The 22,510-nt window shown below is 68.8% G+C and carries 22 protein-coding genes; 13 read left to right on the top strand and 9 right to left on the bottom strand.

Features of this window, described 5'->3' with window-relative positions; genetic code table 11:
- Nucleotides 1-4: 4 nt before the first annotated feature.
- A complete protein-coding gene (locus K254_RS0106675) occupies nt 5-2,494 on the bottom strand; it encodes a beta-glucosidase (RefSeq protein WP_026554699.1) in 2,490 nt (829 codons plus the stop codon).
- Nucleotides 2,495-3,763 carry an MFS transporter gene (locus tag K254_RS0106670; RefSeq protein ID WP_081709943.1) on the bottom strand — a complete coding sequence of 423 codons (1,269 nt, stop codon included), beginning with the start codon at nt 3,761-3,763 and terminating at the stop codon, nt 2,495-2,497.
- Nucleotides 3,764-3,905: 142 nt separating this feature from the next.
- Between K254_RS0106670 and K254_RS0106665 the strand changes: the two genes are divergently transcribed.
- Genes K254_RS0106665 through K254_RS22200 form a run of 3 tightly spaced genes read left to right on the top strand, consistent with a single transcriptional unit; the run spans nt 3,906 to nt 6,475 of the window.
- Nucleotides 3,906-4,490 carry a TetR/AcrR family transcriptional regulator gene (locus tag K254_RS0106665; RefSeq protein WP_026554697.1) on the top strand — a complete coding sequence of 195 codons (585 nt, stop codon included), beginning with the start codon at nt 3,906-3,908 and terminating at the stop codon, nt 4,488-4,490.
- A 36-nt stretch (nt 4,491-4,526) separates the two neighbouring features.
- Nucleotides 4,527-5,147 (top strand): L-threonylcarbamoyladenylate synthase, encoded by a 621-nt coding sequence (locus K254_RS0106660; RefSeq protein WP_026554696.1) that lies wholly within the window; start codon nt 4,527-4,529, stop codon nt 5,145-5,147.
- A gap of 26 nt (nt 5,148-5,173) precedes the next feature.
- The gene (locus K254_RS22200) at nt 5,174-6,475 is read left to right on the top strand and encodes a carboxylesterase/lipase family protein (RefSeq protein ID WP_051388941.1); all 1,302 of its coding nucleotides are present in this window, start codon (nt 5,174-5,176) and stop codon (nt 6,473-6,475) included.
- A gap of 20 nt (nt 6,476-6,495) precedes the next feature.
- Here the strand turns inward: K254_RS22200 and K254_RS0106650 are convergent, their stop codons facing one another.
- The 4 genes from K254_RS0106650 to K254_RS0106635 form a co-directional block, all read right to left on the bottom strand.
- The gene (locus tag K254_RS0106650) at nt 6,496-7,098 is read right to left on the bottom strand and encodes a recombinase family protein (protein WP_026554695.1); all 603 of its coding nucleotides are present in this window, start codon (nt 7,096-7,098) and stop codon (nt 6,496-6,498) included.
- A 266-nt stretch (nt 7,099-7,364) separates the two neighbouring features.
- Nucleotides 7,365-7,862 carry a GNAT family N-acetyltransferase gene (locus K254_RS0106645; RefSeq protein ID WP_331271230.1) on the bottom strand — a complete coding sequence of 166 codons (498 nt, stop codon included), beginning with the start codon at nt 7,860-7,862 and terminating at the stop codon, nt 7,365-7,367.
- Nucleotides 7,859-8,209 carry an ArsR/SmtB family transcription factor gene (locus tag K254_RS0106640; protein ID WP_026554693.1) on the bottom strand — a complete coding sequence of 117 codons (351 nt, stop codon included), beginning with the start codon at nt 8,207-8,209 and terminating at the stop codon, nt 7,859-7,861. The genes K254_RS0106645 and K254_RS0106640 overlap by 4 nt, the downstream gene beginning before the upstream one ends.
- Nucleotides 8,210-8,289: 80 nt before the next feature.
- Nucleotides 8,290-9,030, bottom strand: a complete 741-nt coding sequence (locus K254_RS0106635) for an aquaporin (protein WP_026554692.1) — start codon at nt 9,028-9,030, stop codon at nt 8,290-8,292.
- A gap of 46 nt (nt 9,031-9,076) precedes the next feature.
- Here K254_RS0106635 and K254_RS0106630 point away from each other — a divergent pair, with 46 nt between their 5' ends.
- The 9 genes from K254_RS0106630 (at nt 9,077) to K254_RS0106590 (ending at nt 15,610) form a co-directional block, all read left to right on the top strand.
- Nucleotides 9,077-9,751, top strand: coding sequence for a metalloregulator ArsR/SmtB family transcription factor (locus K254_RS0106630; protein ID WP_026554691.1), 675 nt, complete (start codon nt 9,077-9,079; stop codon nt 9,749-9,751).
- A 189-nt stretch (nt 9,752-9,940) separates the two neighbouring features.
- On the top strand, nt 9,941-10,363 hold the full coding sequence (locus K254_RS0106625) for an arsenate reductase ArsC (RefSeq protein ID WP_026554690.1): 423 nt from the start codon (nt 9,941-9,943) through the stop codon (nt 10,361-10,363).
- A 24-nt stretch (nt 10,364-10,387) separates the two neighbouring features.
- Nucleotides 10,388-11,362: a thioredoxin-disulfide reductase gene (trxB, locus tag K254_RS0106620; protein WP_026554689.1), complete on the top strand. Its 975-nt coding sequence runs from the start codon at nt 10,388-10,390 to the stop codon at nt 11,360-11,362.
- 188 nt (nt 11,363-11,550) lie between these two features.
- Nucleotides 11,551-13,035, top strand: coding sequence for an FAD-dependent oxidoreductase (locus K254_RS0106615; protein WP_231391772.1), 1,485 nt, complete (start codon nt 11,551-11,553; stop codon nt 13,033-13,035).
- Nucleotides 13,036-13,070: 35 nt separating this feature from the next.
- Nucleotides 13,071-13,736, top strand: a complete 666-nt coding sequence (locus K254_RS0106610) for an arsenate reductase/protein-tyrosine-phosphatase family protein (protein ID WP_026554687.1) — start codon at nt 13,071-13,073, stop codon at nt 13,734-13,736.
- 8 nt (nt 13,737-13,744) lie between these two features.
- On the top strand, nt 13,745-14,266 hold the full coding sequence (locus K254_RS0106605; protein ID WP_026554686.1) for a universal stress protein: 522 nt from the start codon (nt 13,745-13,747) through the stop codon (nt 14,264-14,266).
- Between the two features lie 16 nt (nt 14,267-14,282).
- Nucleotides 14,283-14,702, top strand: coding sequence for an arsenate-mycothiol transferase ArsC (locus tag K254_RS0106600; protein ID WP_026554685.1), 420 nt, complete (start codon nt 14,283-14,285; stop codon nt 14,700-14,702).
- Between the two features lie 37 nt (nt 14,703-14,739).
- Nucleotides 14,740-15,066, top strand: coding sequence for a hypothetical protein (locus tag K254_RS0106595; protein ID WP_026554684.1), 327 nt, complete (start codon nt 14,740-14,742; stop codon nt 15,064-15,066).
- Nucleotides 15,067-15,085: 19 nt separating this feature from the next.
- Nucleotides 15,086-15,610 (top strand): DinB family protein, encoded by a 525-nt coding sequence (locus K254_RS0106590; RefSeq protein ID WP_051388940.1) that lies wholly within the window; start codon nt 15,086-15,088, stop codon nt 15,608-15,610.
- Between the two features lie 50 nt (nt 15,611-15,660).
- Here the strand turns inward: K254_RS0106590 and K254_RS0106585 are convergent, their stop codons facing one another.
- Nucleotides 15,661-18,726, bottom strand: a complete 3,066-nt coding sequence (locus tag K254_RS0106585; protein WP_026554682.1) for a Tn3 family transposase — start codon at nt 18,724-18,726, stop codon at nt 15,661-15,663.
- A 95-nt stretch (nt 18,727-18,821) separates the two neighbouring features.
- On the opposite strand from K254_RS0106585, the gene K254_RS25640 reads away from it, so the two are divergent.
- Nucleotides 18,822-18,977: a hypothetical protein gene (locus tag K254_RS25640; protein WP_155848468.1), complete on the top strand. Its 156-nt coding sequence runs from the start codon at nt 18,822-18,824 to the stop codon at nt 18,975-18,977.
- Between the two features lie 9 nt (nt 18,978-18,986).
- Here the strand turns inward: K254_RS25640 and K254_RS0106575 are convergent, their stop codons facing one another.
- Both K254_RS0106575 and K254_RS0106570 read right to left on the bottom strand, forming a co-directional pair.
- Nucleotides 18,987-20,450, bottom strand: coding sequence for a rhamnulokinase (locus tag K254_RS0106575; protein ID WP_026554681.1), 1,464 nt, complete (start codon nt 20,448-20,450; stop codon nt 18,987-18,989).
- Nucleotides 20,447-22,507, bottom strand: coding sequence for a bifunctional rhamnulose-1-phosphate aldolase/short-chain dehydrogenase (locus tag K254_RS0106570; RefSeq protein ID WP_026554680.1), 2,061 nt, complete (start codon nt 22,505-22,507; stop codon nt 20,447-20,449). The genes K254_RS0106575 and K254_RS0106570 overlap by 4 nt, the downstream gene beginning before the upstream one ends.
- Nucleotides 22,508-22,510: the final 3 nt, after the last annotated feature.

The following is a 22,510-nucleotide window of genomic DNA, read 5'->3' as shown; positions in this document are numbered from 1 at the left end:
GGAGCTAGGCGATGGCCACCTCGCCGGCGGACTGGACATCCTCCGCGCTGGTGCCGACCAGCACCTGGAAGCGGCCCGGCTCAACCTGCCAGCCGCCGTCGTAGTGGGCGAAGGAGCGGGCCGGAATCCGCGCCTCGAGCGTGGTGGCGCCGCCCTCGGCCAGATGGGCCGTGGCGTAGCCGGCCAGCCAGCGCACGGGGCGTTCGACGGCGGACTCGGCGCGGGCCAGATAGACCTGCACCACCTGGCGCCCGGCCCGGGACCCGGTGTTGGCCACGGGGACATGGACGACGACGTCGCTGCCAGAGCGGACGGAGACCGGCAGGTGGGCCGTGCCGAGGCTGAATGTGGTGTAGCCCAGCCCGTGGCCAAAGGGATAGGCCGGGGCCGCGCCACCGGTGGCGGACTGCTTCAGCCAGGCGCGGTAGCCGATGTTGATTCCCTCGGCGTAGACCAGCTTCCCGTCCACCGGCGTCGTGTTGAGCACCGGAACGTCGGCCAGCACGGACGGCCAGGAGGTGGGCAGGCGCCCGCCCGGCTCCTGGACGCCCAGGAGGATGTCCGCCAGCGCGGCGCCAAATTCCTGACCGCCAAACCACCCCACCAGAATCGCATCCACGGAATTCCGCCACGGCATCACCACGGGCGAGCCCGAGTTGACCACCACGATGGTGCGCGGATTGGCCGCGGCCACGGCGGCGACCAGGGCATCCTGGTGGCCGGGCAGGTCCAGATCCGTCCTGTCGAAGCCCTCCGACTCGATGGCCGAGCTGGTGCCCACCACGACGACGGCGACGTCGGCGGCGCGGGCTGCCTCGACGGCTGCGGCGATCTCCGCCTCGGCGTCGTCCACCACCACCTCTTCGCCCAGCAGGATGGCCGTCAGCGGGATGGCCAGGGACTGCGGCATGGTGTACTCGGCCTCGATCCGAAAGACCTGGCCCGCGGTGGCCGTGATCGGGTGGATGGTCTGCGGCGGCGAGAAGAGCGCCGCACCCAGCACGTCCGTGTCATCGACCAGTTCATCGTTGAAGACTTCGACGCCGTCGATGGACAGGGAGGCCCGGCCCACGGTGCCAATGCCCACGTGGTGCACGCCGGCCGTGCGGGCCGTCCAGTCGGCGGTGGTGCGGATGGATGCCGTGCCCTCCGGGATGCCGGCACCGAACCAGATCAGGTGGGAGGACCAGCGGTCCTCGGCGGAGATCTGTGCACCGGCGGCGTCGAAGAAGGCCACGTTCATGCCGGGCACGCCGGAGACGGGGTTGGCGAGGTCGGAGCGGCGGAATTCCTGCAGCCCCTCGGCCACCTTGGCGCCGCGGGCGTAGTCCACGGCCACCGATGCCGGCAGTGCCGAGCGCAGCCCGTCCAGCGGCGAGACGGTGTACTTCGGCATCACCGTGGCACTGCCGCCGCCCTGGATGCGGGCCTCGGCGGCGTTGTGGCCGATCACCGCCACGCGCTTCAGCGCGGCGGCCTGCAGTGGGAGCAGCTTGTTCTCATTGCGCAGCAGCACGGCACTGCGCACGGCCACCTCGCGGGCCACGGCAGCACCGTCGAGCTCCACCGGAAGCTCGGCCACGGCGGGCTCGAAACCATCCAGCACGCCCACGCGGGCGGCCAGGCGCAGAATGCGGATGACCTTCTCCAGGATGGCCGCCCGGGAGACCCGGCCGCCCTCGACGGCGGCCAGCAGGGCAGCGCCCCAGTGGCCCACCGGGCCGGGCATTTCCAGGTCCTGGTGTGCGTTGGCGGCCTCCACCGAGCGGACGCCTGTCCAGTCGGAGACGACGACGCCGTCGAAGCCCCATTCGGTGGACAGCGGGGTCTCCAGCAGCGGGTTCTCACTGGCCGTGGTGCCATTGATCGAGTTGTAGGCGCTCATCACCAGCCAGGCCTTGGCCTCGGTGACGGCGTCCTCGAAGGCCGCCAGGTACAGCTCGCGCAGCGGGCGCTCGGCCACCACGGAATCGGCGGTGAACCGGTCCGTCTCGGCGTCGTTGGCCACAAAGTGCTTCGGGGTGGCACCGACGCCCATGGACTGGACGCCGTCTACATAGGCTGCCGCGAGGGTGGCGGTCAGCCGGGGGTCCTCGCTCATGCACTCGAAGTGGCGCCCGCCCAGCGGTGAACGGTGCAGGTTGATGGTGGGTCCGAGCACCACGTGGACACCCTTGCGGCGTGCCTCCTGGCCCAGCACCATGCCATAGCGCCGGGCAAGTTCCGGGCTCCAGGTGGCGGCCAGGGCCGAGCCCGAGGGCAGGGAGATGGAGTCGTGGCGCTCGTCGAAGTCCTCACCGCGGACGCCTGCCGGACCGTCGGAGAGCACGATGCGGCCCAGGCCGATCTCCTCGATGGCGTGCGTGGACCAGACGTCCGCGCCGGTGAGGAGCTGCACCTGCTGTTCGAGGGGAAGCTGCTGGGCCAGGTCGCGGATCCGGGCGTCGACATCGATATCGGCAACGCTAGCTGTGGTTTGACTGGTAGTGGTCATCTACTTAACTCCTTTGATGCGGGTGACAAGTGCGGCACCGATGAGGCCGATGACGGCCCCGCCGATGAAGAGTGCGGGGTAGCCGCCGAGGGCAATCACCGGGAAGGCCAGGGCGGGCACCAGGGACTGCGGCAGCGCCTGGGCGATGTTGAAGACGCCGAAGGTCTTGGCGTTCTCGCCCGCGCCGGCGGGCAGCAGGTCGGTGATCAGGGCGACGTCGACGGCGGTGAAGCAGCCCAGCCCGATGCCCACGATGGCCTGGCCCAGCAGCACCTGGCCGGTGTCGGCGCTGGTGGCGATCACGATCAGGCCGGCCATCATGATCATGGCGGAGGCGATGACCAGCGCCTTGCGGCGGCCGATCCGATCGCTGATCCAGCCACCCAGCAGGCTGGAGGCCACGGTGCCAAAGGCGCTGATGAGCGTGGCGCGGAAGACCAGATTGGGTACATCCGCGGTGGGGACCTGGAGGTGGTCGGTGAAGAAATAGGGCAGGTACAGCAGGGCGGCGCAGTAGCCGATGTAGACCATGAACTTGGTCAGCCAGGCCCAGCCCAGCCCGGGAAGCTCGCGGGGGTTGAAGTAGAAGGACCCCAGGATCTCCTTCAGGTCCAGCGGTGCGGGCTTGGCGTCCAGCACGCGGTCCTTGAAGGTGAAGACGAAGCCCAGAGCCACCGCTACGCCGACGACGCCGGGCACCACGGCCATCATCATCGCGCTGTCAAAGAGCTGGGCGAAGAAGGTGGCGGCGACCAGGCCGACGGGAAGGGTCATGCCGATCAGCCCCGACAGGCGGCCGCGTTCCTGCGGTCCGGCCTGGTCGGGAAGCGTGGCCACCAGGGCCGAGAGGGCGGCGTTGAAGCCGAGCTGGGCGAGGATCCACCCCACCAGGACGCCGGGGACGCCTGTCGCCGAGCCAAGGATGAACAGGGCACCGAGGCCGACCAGCGATCCGCCGACGATCCACGGCTTGCGCATGCCCAGGCGGGAGGTGGTGCGGTCGCTCAACCGGCCGAACAGCGGGTTGGCGAGCAGTGCGATGACGGCGCCGACGCCGGCCACGAGGCTGAGCGCCCCGGCACGCGTTTCCGGCGTCGTGATCTCCGAGACCTTGATGGCCAAAACCACGATGGCCGGCGCCAGCACCGCCATCCAGAGTCCGGCACTGGCGATGGGCATGCCGATGACATAGCTGCGCGGTGCCCGCTGCGGGGCGTCCATGCCGGGGTGGGACAGTGCCGTCCCGGTGAATTCCTTGGTACTGCTCATTGAAGTGGCCACATTGCCTCCTGGGAAAGGGACCCTCCTTTGGGCCTCGGAGAAGATCCTATAGTCAAAAACCAAGTCTGACTAGGTTTTTGTGTGAAGATGACGGAACCCGGCCTCGTCAAGCTGGCCTAGACTGTTCCCCATGCCACCTGCCAAGACCCGCGGCCCCTACACCAAGGGCACCGAACGCCGTGAACAAATCATCAAGACGGCCACCGATGTCTTCGCCACCGAAGGCTTCGAGGGCACGGCGCTCAAGCGTGTGGCGGAACTGGTTGGTGTCAAGGAAGCGACGCTGTTCCACTACTTCCGCGGCAAGCAGGAACTCCTCACCGCTGTACTGGCCGAACGCGACAAGCGTGGCTTGGAAATGGCGAGTGAGGACCAGCCGAAACTGGAACACCTGCACCAGGTGGCCGATCAAAACCGGACCCAGCCCGGCCTGACCACGCTGTACGCCGTCGCGTCTGCCACGGCCAACTCCCCCGGCCACGACTCCCATGAGTATTTCCGCGACCGCTACGCCTGGCTGGTGGAGGTCCTTGGTGTGGACATCGCCGCCCACCAGGCGGCGGGCACTGTGCGGACGGATCTCTCGGCCGAAGCGTTGGCGCGCCTCGTCATCGCCACCTTTGACGGGATCCAGATGCAGTGGCTCTACGACAAGACTGTGGACATGGCGCAGTCGCTGCGCGACCTTGTCGACGTGCTGCTCGCGCCGCGCTGACGGCGCATGGGTCCGGCCCGGGCGTAAGCTCATCGCATGGCACGATACTTTGACGTACACCCGCAGGATCCCCAGCCGCGCGCGATAGGCCAGGCCGTGGCGATCATCCGCGACGGCGGCCTGATCGCCTACCCGACCGACTCCTGCTACGCGCTGGGCGCCCAGCTCGGCAACAAGGATGCTCTGGACCGGATCCGCACCATCCGCAAACTGGACGACAAGCACCACTTCACGCTGGTCTGCAAGGACTTCGCCCAGCTGGGGCAGTTCGTGAACATTGGCAACGATGTGTTCCGCAGCCTCAAGGCAGTCACGCCCGGCCCGTACACCTTCATCCTGCCCGCCACCAAGGAGGTGCCGCGCCGGCTGCTGCACCCCAAGAAGAAGACGGTGGGTGTTCGCATCCCGGACAACGCGGTGGTGCAGGCACTGCTGGCGGAGCTGGGCGAGCCGCTGCTCTCCAGCACGCTGCTGCTGCCCGACCAGGAGGATCCGCTGACCCAGGGCTGGGAAATCAAGGAACGCCTGGAGCACGAGGTGGACGCCGTGATCGACTCCGGCGACTGCGGCGCCGAGCCCACCACGGTTGTTGACTTCTCCTCCGGCGCGGCCGAGGTGGTCCGCCGCGGCATGGGCGATCCGTCCCGCTTCGAATAGGTCCGCACACAACGCAGGGGGACGCGATGAGCGAGAACACCACCACCGTGTCAGTCCGGGCCACAGTGTCCGGCGGGGTCCTGGAGGGGGTGGCGGAGGACGGCGTGCAGCGCTTCCTCGGCGTCCCCTACGCGGCCGCACCTTTCGGCGCGCACCGCTTCGCCCGGCCGGCGCCGGCGCCGTCGTGGGAGGGCCCCAGGGACGCGACGCGCCATGGGCCCACCTCCCCGCAAAGCCCCTATCCGGGCCGGTTGGGCGAGTTGATGCCCTCGATCAGCATCCCCGGGGAGGAGATCCTCAATGTGGCCATCTGGGCGCCCGTCAAAGCGGCCGCACCGCTTCCGGTGATGGTTTGGTTCCACGGCGGGTCGCTGTCCCGCGGCGCCAACGCCCTGCCCGTCTACGATGGCACGGCCTTTGCCCGCGACGGCGTGGTACTGGTCGCCGTGAACTACCGGCTGGGGGCCGAGGGGTTCTCCGTGCTCGACGGCGCCCCGCTGAACCTGGGTTTATTGGACCAGATCGCCGCTCTGGAATGGGTCCAGCGCGAAATTGCCGCCTTTGGCGGCGACCCGGCACAGGTGGTGATCTTCGGCGAGTCCGCTGGCGGCAACACCGTCGCCGCCCTGCTGGGTGCACCGGCCGCCCAAGGGCTGTTTGCCCGGGCCATTATCCAGAGCGGTCCGCTGGTGGCCGCACCCCCGGCCGCCGCGGCCCGGATCACGGCGTCCATCGCCAAACACCTGGGCATTCCCGCCACCCGCGAGGCCTTCGCCGCCGTCGAGCCGGCGGCCCTGGTGGCGGCGCAGGACACTGTCACGGCCGGCACCACCCCCATCACCGGGGGGCTGGGCTACTCCCTGGCCATAGACGGCGGCACTATTCCCCAGGCACCGCTGGACGCGCTCACCCAGGGGGCGGCGGCCGGCGTCCCGCTGCTGATCGGCACCACCACCGAGGAGTACCGGCTTTGGTTCCTGCCTTCGGGCCTGGTCAACAAGCTGGGCAGGCTGCATCTGGCCATCGGCCGCCGCAAGGCGGGGGTGTCCGGGGCCGCCGTGCGGGTTTTCAAACGAAACCGGCCGGGAGCCTCCCCCGGCATCCTGCTGGGGGCCATCGCCACCGACCTGCTGCTGCGCGAGCCGGCCAACCGGGTGGCGGACGCCCGCCTGGGGCAGGCTGCACCCACCTACCTCTACGAGTTTGGCTGGCGCAGCCCGGTGGACGATCTCGGCGCGGCCCACGCCCTGGAGCTTGGCTTCGTCTTCGACACCGTGGACACCCCGGATGCCCGTTCGCTGGCCGGCCCCAACACGGGGTCTTGGTAGTAATGGGGACGGATTGAGCGCTAAGCCGATTGGGTCGTACGTGGGGTGGGGCGTCGTCCGATGCTTGCTTTGTTGAGGTGGCCGTAGATCGTGGAGCGCTGGACCTGGAGCAGGTCGGCGATGCGTTGGACTGTGTGGTTCCCTGCGTCGTAGAGCTCTTGGGCATGGCGCGCCTGGTCCGGGGTGAGTTTCGGGCGTCTTCCTCCGGTTCGACCGCGGGCGCGGGCAGCCGCGAGGCCGTCACGGGTGTTGGCGATGATGAGTTCGCGTTGGAATTCAGCGAGGACGGAGAGCATTCCGAACATTGCCCGTCCTTCCGCGGTTGTGGTGTCGATGCCTTGCTCCAGGACGCGCAGTCCCACACCACGTTCCCGGAGGTCTGCGCCGAGGATGACGAGGTGCAGGACTGAGCGCCCGAGTCTGTCGAGGCGGGTGATGACGAGCTGGTCACCGGCCCGATTGGCGGAGGCGAGAGCCTTGTCGAGCTCGGGCCTGCTGGCCTTGGCGCCGCTGGCGTGGTCGAGGTAGATGTTGGCCGGGTCGACGCCAGCGCGGACGAGGGCATCCATCTGGTGGTCGGGGTTCTGGTCGGCGGTGGAGACTCGCGCATATCCGATCAACATATGTCGACAATACCTTGAAGCCAAGGTTTGCCGACATTGATTTCCGGCACGGGTTTTCGACAAGGTTTTCGCGGCGTGTCGCGGCCGGGTTCGAGGTGTCGGCAAATGATCGTTTGACGACATGTCGAATGTCCGGCTTCAGTCGGTTACCTACACGTGTGGTCACGTCCCCTGTGGCGTAACCACTAACTTCGTTTGGCGGCTTTTTCGAAGGTTCGGTTGGCGGTTCCGCCGGTCATCAACGTGCCCGACGGCACGCTCCCGCACTACAGGCGTTGTTCCATCAGGATCGTGTCCCGCCAGGTTCCGGCGTGGGGGCCGTAGCCCATGTGGGCGATGCGTTCGCGGCGGCCGATCCGCCGGAATCCGGCCTTCGCATGCAGGGCCAGGCTGGGGAGGTTCTCGGGGAAGATCGATGACTGGATGGTCCAATAGCCGAGGTCCCGCGCCCGCCCGGCCAGGCCGTGCAGCAGTAGGAGGCCGAGGCCTTGGCCAGCGGCGGCGGGGTCGACGTAGACGGAATGCTCGATGACGCCCCGGTACACCTCGCGGGAGGAGGTGGGCGTTGCTGCCGCCCAGCCCTGTACCGCACCGCCATCATCGGTGGCGACGAGGCTCAGCCCCGGAATCCGGGAGACGAAGAACTCCTCCATTGTGGGCGGTGCGTCGGCGAAGGTGGCGTTGCCGCCGGCAATCCCGGCGGCGTAGATCCGCTCCACGGCTGCCCAGTCGGCGGGCACCATGTCCCGGAGGCCGGCGTTCACAGGGCCAGGATGCTCTCGGAGGCGGCCTCCAACGCGCCGGGCACCAGGGAGTAGTACGCCCAGGTGCCGCGCTTCTCCCGCGACAGCAGCCCGGCGTCCACGAGGATCTTCAGGTGGTGGGAGACGGTGGGCTGGCCCAGGTCCAGGGGCTCGGTGAGGTCGCAGACGCAGGCCTCGCCGCCGTCACCGGACTTGACGATGGAGAGCAGCCGCAGCCGGTTCGGGTCCGAGAGCGCCTTGAGGATCCGCGCCCTGTCCTGGGCATCCTCGGCGCCAAGCAGAGGGCGGGCCGCCGGTGCGCAGCAGGCATCGGCGGTGGCTGTTTCGAGGGCTTGCACGGCGTTCATCTACCCATTATGCCCGAATATTGACCATCATCAATGAATCCCCAAGGCCGAGCCTGGACGGCCCCTGGTGCGGGCACAGGCTAGGGGTTGGTGGCCTCGATGCTGTGCGGGAGGACGACATCGTCCGCGGCACGCGCCGCGGACGGGAACAGCAGGACAAGGAGGCCCAGCCCCACCGCCGCGCCGACCACCTGCGCGAGCACGTAGGGAGGGACGGAGGTCGGCGCGATGCCGGCGAACGTGTCGCTGAAGATGCGGCCGACCGTCACGGCGGGGTTCGCGAACGATGTCGAGGACGTGAACCAGTACGCGGCTCCGATGTAGGCACCCACGGCCGGGGCCGCGAGGACGCCCCGCTTGGTGGCGGCCAGGGCGAAGATCAGCACGATGAGCCCCGCGGTGGCGACGACCTCGCCCAGCAGGTGCCCACCGCTGGCGCGGTCCTTGCCCGAGATGGAGGTGCCCACCTCGAACATGGCATTCGCGAGCACGCTGCCGCCGACCGCGCCCACGGTCTGTGCCGCCACATAGGTGCCCAGCTCGGGCAGGCTCAGCCCGGATCCGGTGCGCCGGCCCAGGATCCAGTCCACGGCCGAGACCACCGGGTTGAAGTGCGCGCCGCTCACGGGTCCGAAGACGAGGATCAGCACCGCCAGGCCAAGCACCGTTGCGGTGCTGTTCTCCAGCAGCGCCAGGCCGACGTCGTGGGGGGAGAGCTGCTGTGCGGCGATTCCTGAGCCGACGACGATGGAAACAAGCAGGGCGGTGCCGATCAGTTCTGCGACGGCGCGGCGCCACAACGGCGGCTGGTGTGAAGTCATGGGAACCAGCTTGACGGATGAAATTGCTTCAGTCAAAATTGAACCAATGAATATTGAGCAAACTGACGACTTTCAGGCGCGGGTCGCCAAGCATGCCGCCCTCGCTGATCCTGCACGGCTGCGCATCGTGGACCTGCTGACCCTCGGGGATCTGTCCCCGACGGAGCTGCAGTCCGAACTCGGCATGCCCTCCAACCTGCTCTCCCACCATCTGCGCACGCTCGAAGATGCCGGGCTGGCGACCCGGCACCGCTCGGAAGCCGACAGGCGCCGAAGCTACTTCCGGCTCGCCCCCGGCGCACTGGACGGATTGGTGCCCGGGCACGAGCACGGGGCGCGCCGCATCCTGTTCGTCTGCACGCGCAACAGCGCCCGGTCGCAACTGGCCGCGGCACTCTGGCAGCGGGCCAGCGACATCCCGGCATCGTCGGCGGGGACGCACCCCGCGCCGCGCATCGCCCAAGGCGCCATCGACGTCGCCCGCCGCCACGGACTCGAACTGGCCGAACTGGCACCCCGCCAGCTGGACCGGGAGGCCGCGGGCGAAGACCTCGTCGTCACCGTGTGCGACAACGCCCACGAGGAACTCCCGGGCCTCCGAGGCATCCACTGGTCCATCCCGGACCCCCTCCGCCTGAACACCCAGGAGGCCTTCGAGGACGCCTTCATCGACATCTCCCACCGCATCAACGACCTCGCGCCCCGCCTCCACGCCGCCTGACGCCGCCCGCACCGGCAGGTGCTCCACCGGGCCGCGGACCCGCCCGCGTAAATATTGACAACCATCAATGAATTGATCGATACTCCATATATCGACAACCATCAATATCAAGGCTGTGCGGCAAGGGCGCGGACACGATCACCCCAACCAGACCGAATCCCACCACTTAACCGATTCCAGGAGAACCCCGTGAGTACCGAAACCGCCAAGAAGCCCTCCGTCCTGTTCGTCTGCGTCCACAACGCCGGCCGCTCCCAGATGGCCGCCGCCTACCTCACCGCCCTCTCCGGCGGCGCGATCGAGGTCCGCTCCGCCGGCTCCGCCCCGGCCGATTCGGTCAACCCCGCCGCCGTGGCTGCCATGGCGGAAGAGGGCATCGACATGTCCGCCGAGATCCCCAAGGTCCTCACCGTTGAGGCTGTCAAGGAGTCCGACGTCGTCATCACCATGGGCTGCGGAGACACCTGCCCGATCTTCCCGGGCAAGCGGTACGAGGACTGGGAACTCGAAGACCCCGCCGGGCAGGGCGTGGACTCCGTGCGTCCGATCCGCGACGAGATCAAGGCCCGCATCCAGGCCCTGATCGCCGGCCTGGTCCCGGCCACCAACTAGCCCCACCGGCGAAGGAAAACCACCATGACTGAACAGCTCATCATCATCGGTTCCGGCCCCGCCGGCTACACCGCCGCGATCTACGCCGCCCGTGCCGGCCTGGCCCCGCTCGTCATCGCCGGAGCCGTCACCGCCGGGGGTGCGCTGATGAACACCACCGAGGTGGAGAACTTCCCCGGCTTCCCCGCCGGCATCCAGGGCCCGGACCTGATGGAAGGGCTGCAGGAGCAGGCCGAGAAGTTCGGCGCCACGGTCATCTTCGACGACGTCGTATCGGCCCAACTGACGGGGCACATCAAGTCCGTGGTGACAGGGGCCGGGGACCGGCACGAAGCCCCCGCCGTCATTCTGGCCACCGGCTCCGCCTATAAGGAACTGGGCTTGGCCGAGGAGAAGAAGTTCAGCGGCCACGGGGTCTCCTGGTGCGCGACCTGTGACGGGTTCTTCTTCCGCGAGCAGGACATCATCGTCGTCGGCGGCGGGGACTCGGCCATGGAGGAAGCCACCTTCCTGACCCGATTCGCCAAGTCCGTCACCGTGATCGTGCGCCGTGGCGAGCTGCGCGCCTCCAAGATCATGGCCCAGCGGGCCAAGGACAACCCCAAGATCCGCTTTGCCTGGAATTCGGCGATCAGCGCCATCCACGGCGACACCAAAGTCACCGGCGTCACGCTGACCGACACCGCCACCGGTGCCACCAGGGAGCTGGAGGCCACCGGGATCTTCGTCGCCATCGGACATGTGCCCCGCACCGATCTCGTCGCCGGCCAGGTCGACCTCGACGGGGAAGGCTACATCCGGGTCGAGGCCCCGACCACGGTGACCAACCTGACCGGGGTCTTTGCCTGTGGGGATGCGGTGGACCACCGCTACCGGCAGGCGATCACCGCCGCCGGCACCGGCTGCGCCGCGGCCCTGGACGCCGAACGGTACCTTGCCGCCCTTGAAGATGCGGACAGCATTGCCACCGCTTTACTGGAAGAACCCAGCCACGCCTGACCCACCACGGTGGAGGGAGGTGAATGCCATGGAGGAGAACTGCTGCACCGGACACACCGGCGACGGACAGGACTGCGGATGCGGCTGCTGCTAACCCCACGATTGCCCTGCCGGGCCACCACCCGGCAGGGCACCCAAGCACCCGACACCCACCAGGTGTTGAACGACCCGAAGGAGAACCCCAGGACATGACGGACACAGCCATGACGGACCGAAACATGACCGAAGAGCGCAACGATCTCCCGGTCGCCATCATCGGGGCCGGCCCCGTCGGTCTGGCCACTGCCGCGCACCTGATCGAACGCGGCATCACACCTCTCATCTTCGAGCAGGGCCAAGAAGTGGGTGCGGCCATCCGAAAGTGGGGGCACATCCGCCTGTTCTCCCCGTGGCGGCACAACATCGACCCCGCCGCCCGCCGCCTGCTCGAACCCACCGGTTGGGCCGAGCCGCGCCTGACCTCCCTGCCCTACGGGTCCGAGCTCGTGGAGGCGTACCTGGAACCCCTGGCCGCCGTCCCGGCCATCGCGGCGGCCCTGCACACCTCCACCACCGTGACCGCGGTCAGCCGGGCCGGGATGGACAAGACCCACTCCAGAGGAAGGGACGAGCGCCCCTTCCTGGTCCGCGTCGAAATCACCGGCGGCACCACCACTAACCACCACGTGCGGGCCGTCATCGATGCCTCCGGCACCTGGGCCCAGCCCAACCCGCTCGGCCAGGCCGGCCTCCCCGCCCCCGGCGAAGCCGACGCCATCGCCGCCGGGTTCATCACCGAACCGCTGCCCGATGTCACCGGGGCGGACCGGGACCGGTTCGCCGGCAAGCACGTCCTGGTCATCGGCGCCGGGCACTCCGCCGCCAACACGCTGCTCTCCTTGGGACAGCTGGCCAAGAACGAGCCCGGAACCCGGATCAGCTGGGCCGTCAGGGGCGCCGACACCACCCGCCTCTACGGCGGCGGCGACCTTGACGGCCTGCCGGCCCGCGGCCAGCTCGGCACCCGGCTGCGCCGGCTCGTCGAGGACGGGCACATCGAGCTGCACACCTCCTTCACCACCACCTCCTTCACCACCGCTGCGTCCACTACCGGCGGGGCACTGCTGGTTACCGGCTCCACCCCGGACGGGCCCGTGACCCTGGAGGTGGATCTGCTGATCCCGGCCACCGGGTTCCGCCCCGACCTGGACATCCTGCGCGAACTCCGCCTCGACCTCGACCCGGCCGTGGAGGCGCCACGGGAGCTGGGGCCCCTGATCGATCCGGAGTTCCACTCCTGCGGCACCGTCCCGCCCCACGGAGCCAAGCTGCTCGCCCACCCGGAGAAGGACTTCTACATCGCCGGAATGAAGTCCTACGGCCGCGCCCCAACCTTCCTGCTGGCCACCGGCTACGAGCAGGTCCGCTCCATCGCCGCCGCCCTGGCCGGAGACCACGAGGCGGCCAACACCGTCCACCTCGAATTGCCCGAAACCGGTGTCTGCTCCACGGACCTGGGCGGAAGCTGCGACACCCCGGCAACCCAGGCAGCAGAGTCCGATGAAACCGCCGAATCCTGCTGCGCCGCCCCGGCAGCAGTGGAGGAAACATCCTGCTGCGCGGCACCGGAACCGGTGCTGATCGGCTTCCCCACCGGCCTGGCCCACGGCCGTACCGCCACCCTCACCGACTAAACCTCCACGACCACCGAGCACGAGGAGAACCCGCCATGACCGAGCACCGCGACACCGTGCTGACCGGGCTGGACGACGACACCGCCGTCCTGCACCGCATCAGCGAAGACCTCACCACCAAGTTCACCGGCATCTTCGCCGCCGAAACCGTCGAACGCTACGTCTTCGAGTCCTACACCGCCCTGGCCCGCACCTCCCGGATCCACACCTACCTGGCCGCCACCACGGCCCGGTTCGCCGCCGACCGGCTCAAGGCCCTGGCCCAGGCCAAGGGCGCCATCGCCCACGACGTGCCCGAAGTCCTCTTCGTCTGCGTCCACAACGCCGGCCGCTCCCAACTGGCCGCGGCCCTGCTGGCCAAACATGCCCGCGGTGCCGTGAATGTCCGTTCCGCCGGCTCCCAACCCGCCTCCGAACTGGAACCCTCCATCGTGGCGGCACTGGCCGAGGCCGGCGTGGACCTCTCCTTGGAGTTCCCCAAGCCCCTCACCGATGACGTCGTCCGCGCCGCGGACGTGGTGGTCACGATGGGATGCGGGGATTCCTGCCCGATCTACCCCGGCAAGCAGTATCTTGACTGGACGATCCAGGACCCGGCAGGAGCGGACCTGGCCGGGGCCCGGAAGATCCGCGACGACATCGACCTGCTCGTCCGCGAACTCCTCACCGAACTCACCGCCACCCAGCCGGAAAACCAGTAGGGGCCACCATGGACGGTTCCGAAGCCAGCACACCCTTCACCGGTGCCCCGATCATTGCCGGGGTCATCCCGGGACAGGACCCGGCCGTGTGGGAACGGGCGTTGGAACTGGCGGCCGGGTTGTCGGTGCCGCTGATCGCAGCGTTCGTGGACCCGGCCAGCTACCTGATCGAATGGACCCCCGGCCATGACGTCCTGCCCGCCTCGCTGGCCCCAGACCTTGACCCGGACGATGAAACCGTCGACGCCGCGGCCGAGCTGAAAGTCGACCTCGCAGAGGCCGCCGCCGGATACGCCACCTCCTGGTCGTTCCGGGTGGTCGGCGGCGACCCGGCCCTGGCCCTGGGCCGCCTCGCCACTGCCGTCGGCGCCTCCATGATCGTTGTCGGGACCCGCCACCACGGGTTTCTGGCCAAGGTCGACGAACTCGTCTCCGGCTCCCTGGTCCACCGCCTCCTCACCACACAGCACACCCCCGTGCTCGGGGTCCCCTCTCGGGACACCCACCCCCGTTTCCACTCCCACGGCTGAAAGAGAAACCACAGAGATGACCACCACACCAGGTGTCCTGTTCGTCTGCGTCAAGAACGGCGGCAAATCCCAGATGGCCGGCGGCCTCATGCGCCACCGCGCCGGAGATGCCGTCACCGTCCACACGGCCGGCACCCAACCCGGCAAGGACCTCAACGCCCAATCCGTCGAGTCGTTGGCTGAGCTGGGCATCGACATCAGCACCGAACACACCAAACCCATCACCGCGGCCCTGCTCGCCGACGTCTCCCTGATCATCACCCTGGGCAAGGAGGCCGTCGTCGACCCGGTCCCGGGGGTCGAGATCCGCAACTGGGACACCGATGAACCCTCCGAACGCGGGATCAACGGGATGGAGCGGATGCGCCTGGTCCGCGACGACATCCAGAACCGGGTCCAGGCCCTGGCGGCCGAACTCGGGGCACCCAAAATCTAGAGGCACGGATTCCGGGCGCCGGGGGCAGAATGGGGGCATGGACCTCGAGCTGCGCACCATTCCCGACTGCCCCCACGCAACCTCCGCCGGTGAGCTGTTCACCCGCGCCCTCGACCTGGAAGGCCTCGACCCTGCAGCGCTGGCCGTCAGGGAAATCAGCACCGACGCCGACGCCGAGGCCCTGGGCTTCCACGGCTCACCCACGTTCACCATCGATGGGGCGGACCTGTTCCCTGCGGACACCGACCCTGCCCTGACGTGGCGTGTGTACCCGACACCGCAGGGCCTGGCCGGGCAGCCGGCCCGGGAATCCCTGCGCGCCGCCGTCCGGGCCGCGCTGGCACGCAGCGGCCGCACGGCCTGAACCGGCAGGAAGGCATCTGGTGGATGCACAGCGGGAGGGGATCATCGCCGGCTACGGGCGCGCCTGCAGTCAGCTGGACGGCTATTTGGCCAATGCCACGACCGCCCAGCTGCGGGGCCGCAGCGCCGGCACGAAATGGACCAACGAGGAACTGCTCTTCCACATGGTCTTCGGCTACATGGTCGTCCGGGCGCTGCTGCCCCTGGTCCGAATCATGAGCCGGCTCCCACGGTCCTGGGGCCGAGCCTTTGCGCGTGGGCTGGACGCTGCGACGGGGCCGTTCGATGTCGTGAACTATTGGGGCTCCCGGGCCGCCGCCCTGGTCTTCAACCGGCACAGGATGGACCGAAAACTCGAGAAGACAACCCATGCCCTGGCCAGACGCCTGGCCCGGGAGACGCCGGCGTCGTTGGAACGGGCGATGGACTTCCCCACCCGCTGGGACCCCTTCTTTGCCCAGCGCATGTCCCTGGCGGACGTCTACGCCTACCCCACGCGCCACTTCGACTTCCACACCCGCCAACTCACCCTCGACCGCCCCTGACACCCTCCCTCCCCTGATCCGTTTCCACCAGCCCAACAAGAGGATCAGCGTCAGTGATCATCGCGAACTGCACGCAGGGGGCGGAGCCCGGTCGGGGTGGTTGTGGTGAAGGCGTAGCGGCCGAGCATGTTAATGTGTTGGTCACCGAGCGGGGACAGCCGGGCGATATCGGTGTCGCGAACCTGGTGGCCGGCCTCCCGCAGAGCGGTGACGGCGGCGTCGGTGTAGCGGGTGTTCCAGAGCACGACGGCGTTCAGGACAAGGCCGAGTGCACCGAGCTGGTCTTCCTGGCCTTCGCGGTAGCGCTGGTGGATTTGTCCGCGCCGGCCGTGGAAGATCGTGCGGGCCAGCCGGTGGCGGGATTCCTGGACGGTCAGCTGCGTGTTGGTCGTTCGACGGTAGGTCTCGTCGGCAGGGTTGATGAGAGCGAGCAGGTGGATGGTCTTGTCGATGCGCCCGTATTCGGTGATCGCCGCACCGAGCGGGGAAGGGTTGCCGTCACGGGAAAGCATGCGCAGCAGGTCGTAGGCGCGCACGGTCCCGGTCGCCAGGGACGCGGCGACGCGGGTCATGTCCTCCCAGTGCGTGGTGATCCTGGACGGGTTGATCCGGTTACGGGCAACCTCGTTCAGCGGCCCGTAGTCGTTCTCCGCGGCGCCGGGCAGCGCTGCACGCCAGAGGCGTTGGTCGGACAGGGCCGCGATCCGTGGTGAGAACCGGTAGCCGAGCAGGGCGAAGATCCCGAAGACCATGTCGGAGTAGGAAGCCGTGTCCGAGGTGATCATTTCCGGTCTGGGACCGCCGTCGAGGTTCAGTATCGTATCCAGCACATAGAGCGAGTCCCGCACGGTGCCGGGCACGACGGTCGCACCGATGCCGGCGACCTGGTCGTTGACCGCGTTGAACCATGTCAGCCCATGCTTTTGGCCGAAGTATTTCGGGTTCGGGGCCGCGTTGATCGTGCGCACGGGAACAACGAAACGCAGCCCGTCAACAGATGCCAGCAGCCCGCCGCCCCACACCTGGGCGACCGGGATCCCGCCTTGGGCCTGGATCAGGGTCGCATTCGCAGCCGCGTGGGTCTCGGTGCGCAGGTAGTTGGCGTCCACATGCCCGAGCCTGTCCCGGGTCAGCGCCGGGTGCCCCTCGGCAATCACCGGTGTCAGGCCGACATTGCAGGCCTCAGCGACCAGCAACGCCGCAACCGAGCGCGGCAGGTCTTCCATGCGGGCCTTTGACTGCCCGATATGGGTATAGGCATCCAGGAACCCGGTCCAGGAATGGACCTCCAACAGCAGCTCGGGCAGGTCCACCCTCGGCAGCATCCCGGCAACCTGCTCACGCAGTTCCCGCAGCGAATCCGGAATATCCAAAGCGTCCAAACGGTCAACGGCCAGACGTATGCGCCCGTCCTTGCCGGACGGTTCCAGCCGCACAGGCCCTTCAGACCCGGATTCCTCGAGCTCCACGGCCAAGGCCCGCCAGGCCGTGTCCAGCATCTCAAGACGACTAGACAGGTGTTCAGCAACCGGCCCTTCCAGGCCAAGGCCGGTCAAGGCCCGATCACGTACCTGTTGCCATTGCTCGCCGTCCAGGAGCTGGGCCCGTGGGTCGCACCACCGGGACGAGGGCGAGGCGAACACGTCCCGGCGGCGCAGGTAAATGCGCAGCTGCTCCAGCACGCATAAAACCCAGGCCTCCCGGTCAACCTCCACCCCGTCACGGCCAAACACCGCGGCCTGCCACGCGGCGGAGACCAGAGCCTCGTTCACGTCCTCGCGCCGAAGTTGCCGTCGACCGCGTAGGTCCGCGAGCCCGGCCAGGGCATCAAGCACAGGCTGTCCTGCCGTCGTTGCCCGCAGCGGCAAGGCAGTAGCCAGGAGTCCAAGGAACGGGGCAACCGTCCGGTAGCGGCGGGCTACCTGCACGCGCATGGCACCTTCCAGCCCCGAAGCGTCCGGGACAAGCTCTCCGACCTTCTCGGCGTACCGGGTGATCTGCTCGCGTGCGGCGATTCTCTCCAACCGGGCCCACACCGTCTCCACATCGACCTGGGTGCCGGATTCTTCCAGCAGGCACACCAGTTCGTGCCCGACACGGGCAAGAACGGTCGAGGCCTTCTCCAACTCCGGCAGGGTCTCCAACCGGGCCATGGCAGCTGCCCGCTTCGAAGGCCCCAACACCCGCGAAGCCATCAGCGCGTCGAACAAGTCCAAAGCGTCATCGACCGCGGCCGCAGACAACTCGTCCACCGTTGCGATCAAGGTGGCTGTGCGGCGAGGCTCCGCCAACCGGCGCAGCGATTGCGCCTTGGCCTCCAACCCATACCGGGCCAGCGCCCGCAACCGGGCCGCCGGAACGCCCGACGTGTCAACCGCGCCAACACCCAGAGCGTGAACCTGCCCGACACGGGCCAGGGCCTTGTTCATTGCCGGACCAGAGAGCCGCACCGGCCCGGCACGCAGCAACTCCAGCCTGGACTCGCGGGCTCCCTCATCAACCGACAGCAACCCACGCAAACGGCCCGGCAACAGTGGATCGGTGGCCTTTGCTGCCCCCGTCAGCCGCTCGTGCAAATCCGACGCTGCACGTTCACGGGCACCCTGAACAGTCTTCGACAGCCGCGTCACGCCAGGTAGCAGGATCCGTCTCCGACGTAACCAGGCCACGGCATGCTCGAACAACGCGGTCGGTCCCTCACCATGTGTCCAGGCCCGCGAGTAGATGAACACATCCAAATCATCGACCGCACCACCGGTAAAGTCCCGGTAGCCGTAGAACCGGCGGATCTCGCGCGCGTGAGTGTTCGACGTCGCGACGCGCTCCGCGTACTGCTTGATGACTGTCGGATCAGCGACGCCGAGCTGCGCGGCCAAATAGTCCACAACAACCCACGGCACGTCAAGCGGATCCGACAGGAACGCCCCCAAAAACCGCGCTGTCCCTAACTGGAGCGCAAACCCGAGCCGATTGTGCTCACCACGATGCTCAGCAATCCTCTCCAGATCAGCTGCATCAAGGTAGAAGAACTGGTCCAGCTCCGCACGCGATGGATCGCCCACGAACCGCCCGAACGCCCCCGCTTGGTCCTCAGTCAAAAAGTGATCGGCCGGCACGCCACCACACTACCCTGCAGCTTCGTAGGGCTTAGCGCTCAATCCGTCCCCATTACTACCAAGACCCCAACACCCCGCAGCCGCTGGCGGATGCCATGCATGCCGCCTGGGTGGCCTTCGCCAGGACAGGGGATCCCGGCTGGGAGGCCTGGACGCCGCAGCGGCCGGTGAGGCTGTTCGACGGCGCGGCCAACGCCGTCGTCCATGCACCCCGCGAGGACGAACGGGCGGCGCTGGCCCCGCGCCCCTGATGCCGCCGGCTACCGCGGCAGGTAGCTGCGAAGCGTTTGGCCCTGCGCCAGCAGGGCGCGCATGCCGGACCGGGTGGCCGGGGCCGAACCCGCCGCCCGCGCCTGGATGAGGACGTTCCCCAGCGCGGTCGCCTCCACCGGGCCGGCGAGGACCTCCAGACCGGTGGCATCTGCCGTCAACTGGCACAGCAGCGCATTCTGCGAACCGCCGCCGACAATGTGCACCCGCTCCACCGCCGCCCCGGACAGCCGAACGGCATCGCCAAGGGTGCGTGCGTAGGCCGCCGCCAGACTGTCCAGAATGCAGCGGACGACGGCGGACGGCTCCGGCGGGAGGTGGCCGCCCGCGGCCGCCACGGCGGCCCGGATCCGCTCCGGCATGCCGCCGGGCGCGATGAAGTCCGGCGAATCCGGATCGATGACAGGGCCGCCGGCGGGCAGCTCCGCGGCGCCGGCCAGCAGCTCCTCCAACACCCGTTCCAGACCGGCGTCGGCCCAGCTGCGCAGAGACTCGCTGAGCAGCCAGAGCCCGCCCACATTGCGCAGGTACCTGATGCTGGAGTCCACACCGCGTTCATTGGTGAAGTTCGCCGCACGGCTGGCTTCGGTGAGCACGGGGTGCTCCAGTTCCAACCCCACCAGCGACCAGGTGCCCGAGGAGATGTAGGCGAAATCCGCCGAGGTGGCGGGGACGGCCAGCACCGCCGAAGCGGTGTCGTGCGAGCCCACCGCCACCACTGTCGTGTCCGCCGGCAGGCCGGTGCGGTCCGCCACGGCGGGCAGCAGTGTGCCCACCGCGGCGCCGGGTTCCACCAGCGGCGGGAACAGCCCCGCCGGCAGGCCCAGGGACGTGAAGAATTCGGTGGCCCACTCCCCCGCCACGGCGTCGTAGAGGCCGGTGGTGGAGGCGTTGGTGGACTCGGTCCGCTGCACGCCCGTCAGCCAGTAGGCCAGCAGATCCGGAATCAGCAGGGCGGTTCTGCCCGCCAGGTCCGGCTCGGTGGCGAGCTGGTAGATGGTGTTGAACGGCAGGAACTGCAGCCCGGTGGTGCCGTAGAGCTCGGCCTCGCCCACGGCCGCGTGGACCTGGGGAACGGCCGTGGCACCGCGCGGATCCCGGTAGCTGTGTGGCAGCGCGACCAGCTCTCCGGCGGCATCGAGCAATCCGTAGTCCACGGCCCAGGTGTCGATCCCAATGCTCGTGATCCGTTCGCCGGTCCCGCCGGCCAGGGCGGCCGCCTGCGCCAGGCCGCCGAGCACCTCCTCGAAGAGGGCCGGGACGTCCCAGCGCAGCGCGCCGTCGATCTCCCGGACGCCGTTGGGGAAGCGGTGGACCACCTCAAGGTCCGCGCCATCGGCGCCCACCCGGCCCAGGATCACCCGGCCGGAGGAGGCGCCAATGTCCACGGCAATGAACGCCTCCCCACCGCGGGCAGCTGCGGGGAGGCGTTCGGTCTGTTGGGCGGTGGTCATCGCAGGAATGCCGCCGCCACACCCGCATCCACCGGCACGTGCAGTCCGGTGGTGTGGGAGAGCTCCGCACTGGTCAGCACGGCCGCGGCGTTGGCCACGTTTTCCGGCAGGACCTCGCGCTTGAGCAGGGTGCGCTGGGCGTAGTACTCGCCCAGCTTCTCCTCATCCACCCCGTATACGGCGGCGCGCTTGGCACCCCAGCCGCCAGCGAAGATGCCGGAGCCGCGGACCACGCCGTCGGGGTTGATGCCGTTGACCCGCACGCCGTACTCCCCCAGCTCGGCGGCCAGCAGGCGCACCTGGTGCGCCTGGTCGGCCTTCGTGGCGGAGTAGGCGATGTTGTTGGGGCCGGCAAAGACGGAGTTCTTGGAGGAGATGTACAGGATGTCCCCACCCATGCCCTGGGCGATCAGCACGCGGGCCGCGGCCTGGGACACCAGGAAGGAGCCCTTGGCCATCACATCGTGCTGCAGGTCCCAATCCTTCTCGGTGGTCTCCAGCAGCGGCTTGGAGATGGACAGCCCGGCGTTGTTGACCACCAGGTCCAGCCCGCCAAAGGCCAGCACTGCCGCGTCGACGGCTGCTGCCACGGCCGCGGCGTCGGTCACGTCCGCCTGGACGCCGACGGCGACGTCGCCACCGCCCAGTTCCGCGGCCACGGCCTGGGCGTTGGCCAGGTCCAGATCCGCGATGACTACGCAGGCGCCCTCGGCGGCCAGCTTGGTGGCGATCGCCTTGCCGATGCCCGACGCCGCACCCGTCACCAGGGCGATGCGGGTGGCATGGGACTTGGGCTTGGGCAGGCGGGCCAGTTTGGCCTCCTCCAGCGCCCAGTACTCGATCCGGAACTTCTCGCTCTCCTCGATGGGGGCATAGGTGGAGAGCGCCTCGGCACCGCGCATGACGTTGATGGCATTCAGGTAGAACTCCCCGGCCACGCGGGCGGTGGCCTTGGTGGCGCCGTAGGAGAACATGCCCACGCCCGGCACCAGCACGATGGCCGGATCCGCGCCGCGCATCGCCGGCGACTCCGAGACCGCGTGGCGGTTGTAGTAGGCCGCGTAGTCCTCGCGGTAGCCGGCGTGCAGTTCCTTCAACCGGTCGATGGACTCCCCGATGGAGGCGCCGGCCGGCAGGTCCAGGACGAGCGGTTTCACCTTGGTGCGCAGGAAGTGGTCCGGGCAGCTGGTGCCCAGCGCGCCCAGGCGGGGGTGTTCGGCGGAGGCCAGGAACTCCAGCACGGCGGCGTCGTCGCTGAAGTGGCCCACCATCGGCTTGTCCGTGGAGGCCAGGCCGCGGAGAACGGGGGCCAGCGCGGCGGCCTTGGCCCGGCGCTCGGCCCCGGGCAGGGCGGCGTAGCCATCCAGTGCGGGTCCGAAGGGTTCCGGGCGGCCGTTCTCGGCGATGAACTGCTCGGCGGTGTCGATGATCCAGCGTGAGTTGGCCTCGGCCTCCTCGCTGGTGGCGCCCCAGGCGGTGATGCCGTGGCCGCCCAGGATGGTGCCGACGGCCTCGGGGTTGGCGTCCTTGATGGCGGCGATGTCCAGGCCGAGCTGGAAGCCGGGGCGCCGCCACGGCACCCAGGCCACCTTGGAGCCGAAGATCTTCGCGGTCAGGGCCTCGCCGTCCGCGGCAGTGGCGATGGCGATGCCGGAGTCCGGGTGCAGGTGGTCCACGTGGGCAGCGTCCACGAGTCCGTGCATGGCGGTGTCGATCGACGGGGCGGCGCCGCCGCGCCCGTGCAGGCAGTAATCGAACGCTGCCACCATCTCGTCCTCGCGCTCCACTCCGGGGTAGACGTTCTTCAGGGCGCGCAACCTGTCCAGGCGGAGCACGGCCAGGCCGTCCTCGGACAGAGTGCCCAGGTCGCCGCCGGAGCCCTTGACCCAGAGCAGCTCCACGTCCTCCCCGGTGGCCGGGTCCGTGGCGGTGCCCTTGGCGGAGGTGTTGCCGCCGGCGTAGTTGGTGTTGCGCTTGTCCGCGCCGAGGCGGTTGGAGCGGGAAACCAGGTCCGCCACGGCTGTGGTGCCGGTGGTGGTTGTCGTGTCGATGCTCATGGC

The sequence above is a fragment of the Arthrobacter sp. 35W genome (assembly GCF_000482545.1).
In the GTDB taxonomy this organism is placed as follows: Bacteria; Actinomycetota; Actinomycetes; order Actinomycetales; family Micrococcaceae; genus Specibacter.
This window is presented reverse-complemented; position numbering and strand designations above follow the sequence as displayed.

Bases quoted from the DNA above. Each gene is read 5' to 3' on its own strand.
- K254_RS0106675 (WP_026554699.1), bottom strand. From the start codon at position 2,494: ATGACCACTACCAGTCAAACCACAGCTAGCGTTGCCGATATCGATGTC.
- K254_RS0106670 (WP_081709943.1), bottom strand. From the start codon at position 3,763: ATGAGCAGTACCAAGGAATTCACCGGGACGGCACTGTCCCACCCCGGC.
- K254_RS0106665 (WP_026554697.1), top strand. From the start codon at position 3,906: ATGCCACCTGCCAAGACCCGCGGCCCCTACACCAAGGGCACCGAACGC.
- K254_RS0106660 (WP_026554696.1), top strand. From the start codon at position 4,527: ATGGCACGATACTTTGACGTACACCCGCAGGATCCCCAGCCGCGCGCG.
- K254_RS22200 (WP_051388941.1), top strand. From the start codon at position 5,174: ATGAGCGAGAACACCACCACCGTGTCAGTCCGGGCCACAGTGTCCGGC.
- K254_RS0106650 (WP_026554695.1), bottom strand. From the start codon at position 7,098: ATGTTGATCGGATATGCGCGAGTCTCCACCGCCGACCAGAACCCCGAC.
- K254_RS0106640 (WP_026554693.1), bottom strand. From the start codon at position 8,209: ATGAACGCCGTGCAAGCCCTCGAAACAGCCACCGCCGATGCCTGCTGC.
- K254_RS0106635 (WP_026554692.1), bottom strand. From the start codon at position 9,030: ATGACTTCACACCAGCCGCCGTTGTGGCGCCGCGCCGTCGCAGAACTG.
- K254_RS0106630 (WP_026554691.1), top strand. From the start codon at position 9,077: ATGAATATTGAGCAAACTGACGACTTTCAGGCGCGGGTCGCCAAGCAT.
- trxB (WP_026554689.1), top strand. From the start codon at position 10,388: ATGACTGAACAGCTCATCATCATCGGTTCCGGCCCCGCCGGCTACACC.
- K254_RS0106615 (WP_231391772.1), top strand. From the start codon at position 11,551: ATGACGGACACAGCCATGACGGACCGAAACATGACCGAAGAGCGCAAC.
- K254_RS0106610 (WP_026554687.1), top strand. From the start codon at position 13,071: ATGACCGAGCACCGCGACACCGTGCTGACCGGGCTGGACGACGACACC.
- K254_RS0106605 (WP_026554686.1), top strand. From the start codon at position 13,745: ATGGACGGTTCCGAAGCCAGCACACCCTTCACCGGTGCCCCGATCATT.
- K254_RS0106600 (WP_026554685.1), top strand. From the start codon at position 14,283: ATGACCACCACACCAGGTGTCCTGTTCGTCTGCGTCAAGAACGGCGGC.
- K254_RS0106595 (WP_026554684.1), top strand. From the start codon at position 14,740: ATGGACCTCGAGCTGCGCACCATTCCCGACTGCCCCCACGCAACCTCC.
- K254_RS25640 (WP_155848468.1), top strand. From the start codon at position 18,822: ATGCATGCCGCCTGGGTGGCCTTCGCCAGGACAGGGGATCCCGGCTGG.
- K254_RS0106575 (WP_026554681.1), bottom strand. From the start codon at position 20,450: ATGACCACCGCCCAACAGACCGAACGCCTCCCCGCAGCTGCCCGCGGT.
- K254_RS0106570 (WP_026554680.1), bottom strand. From the start codon at position 22,507: ATGAGCATCGACACGACAACCACCACCGGCACCACAGCCGTGGCGGAC.